The 1,809-nt window shown below is 68.6% G+C and carries 3 protein-coding genes; all 3 read left to right on the top strand.

Features of this window, described 5'->3' with window-relative positions:
• Positions 1-183 (top strand): DUF6691 family protein (locus VIR09_RS13650; protein WP_332013347.1); only part of this gene is annotated, 183 nt, incomplete at its 5' end.
• An 18-nt stretch (positions 184-201) separates the two neighbouring features.
• Positions 202-1,437 (top strand): FAD/NAD(P)-binding oxidoreductase, encoded by a 1,236-nt coding sequence (locus VIR09_RS13645; RefSeq protein WP_332013346.1) that lies wholly within the window; start codon positions 202-204, stop codon positions 1,435-1,437.
• A gap of 9 nt (positions 1,438-1,446) precedes the next feature.
• The coding region (locus VIR09_RS13640) for a sulfite exporter TauE/SafE family protein (protein ID WP_332013345.1) at positions 1,447-1,809 on the top strand (363 nt) is incomplete at its 3' end.

The following is a 1,809-nucleotide window of genomic DNA, read 5'->3' as shown; positions in this document are numbered from 1 at the left end:
GTGGACTTGCGCCTGGCCGTGGGCAGCCTGGCGTTCGGCGCGGGCTGGGGGTTGGCCGGTTTCTGCCCGGGACCGGCGCTGGTGGCCGCGTCTGCCGGCGTCCCCGAGGCGTTGATTTTCGTGGCCGCCATGGTGGCAGGCATGGCGATATTTTCAGTGCTGGAAAAATTCAAAAGCCGGTAGACCGGCGAGGAGACAAGCATGCCGACAGCAGAGGCGCAGCGCGATTTCGATGTGGTGGTGGTGGGCGGCGGATCGGCGGGCATAGGCGTCACGGCCAGCCTGCTGCGCCGCCGTCCGGACTTGCGGATCGGGGTCATCGAACCCAGCGACAAGCATTACTACCAGCCCGCCTGGACGCTGGTGGGGGGCGGGGCCTTCGACATTGCCAAGACCGTGCGTCCGACCCGCGCCGTCATGCCCAAACGCGCCACCTGGCTGCAGGCCGCCGCAGCAGGCTTCGAGCCAGAAGCCAACCGCGTGCTGCTGACTGACGGCAGCGCCGTGAGCTATCAGCAATTGATCGTCTGCCCCGGCCTGCGCCTGGCGTGGGACAAGGTCGAGGGTCTGGCCGACACGCTGGGCAAGAACGGCGTCAGCTCCAACTACCGCTACGACCTGGCGCCCTATACCTGGGAACTGGTGCGCGGATTGAAGGGCGGGCGGGCGCTGTTCACGCAGCCGGCCATGCCCATCAAATGCGCAGGCGCACCGCAGAAAGCCATGTACCTGGCCTGCGACCACTGGAAGCGCACGGGCGTGCTGGACCGCATCGAGGTCGAATTCGACCTGGCGGGCGCGGCGCTGTTCGGCGTACCGACTTTCGTGCCGCCGCTGATGCGCTACGTCGAAAACTACGGCATTGCGCTGGCCTTCAATTCGGCGCTGGTGGCGGTGGACGGCGCGGCGCGCAAGGCCTGGTTCGACCTCAAGAACGCCGACGGCGCGGTGACGCGGGTCGAGAAGTCCTTCGACATGCTGCACGCGGTGCCGCCGCAGGTCCCGCATGACTTCCTGAAGAACAGCCCGCTGGCGGATGCCACCGGCTGGTGCGAAGTGGATCCCGCAACGCTTTTGCACGTGCGCCATGGCAACGTGTTCGGGCTGGGCGACGGCATCTGCACCAGCAATGCCAAGACCGCCGCGGCCGCGCGCAAGCAGATCGTCACGGTGGCGGAGAACCTGCTGGCGCTGCGCGAAGGCCACGCCATGCCGGTCAAGTACGACGGCTACGGCTCCTGCCCGCTGACGGTGGAGCGCGGCCGCATCGTGCTGGCCGAGTTCGGCTATGGCGGCAAGCTGCTGCCCACCTTCCCGCTGGACCCGACCGTGCCGCGCAAGAGTGCCTGGTTCCTCAAGGCAACCTTGCTGCCCTGGATCTACTGGAACGGCATGCTCAAGGGCCGTGAATGGCTGGCGCGCCCGCTGGGTAACTGAGCGCCCGCCATGATCGATACGGTGTTGGCTGTCAGCGCGGCGTTGGGGGCGTGCGTGGGCCTGATACTCGGGCTGACCGGCGCGGGCGGCGCCATCATGGCGGTGCCGCTGCTGGTCTTCGGCCTGCACTTGCAGGTGTCGCAGGCGGCGCCTATCGCCTTGCTGGCAGTGGGCCTGTCCGCCGCGCTGGGCGCGGTGCTGGGGCTGCGCAAGGGGCAGGTCCGCTATCGCGCGGCGGGCTTCATGGCCGTCACCGGCATACTGGTGTCGCCGCTGGGCCTGTGGGCGGCGCGGCGCCTGCCTAACGCGCCCCTGGCCATCATCTTCGCCGGCGTGCTGGGCATGGTGGCGTGGCGCATGTGGAACCAGGGC

The organism is Achromobacter sp., from assembly GCF_036567245.1.
Lineage (GTDB): Bacteria > Pseudomonadota > Gammaproteobacteria > Burkholderiales > Burkholderiaceae_B > Achromobacter.
The sequence above is the reverse complement of the archived record's forward strand: the minus strand, read 5'-3'. Positions and strand labels throughout refer to the sequence as shown.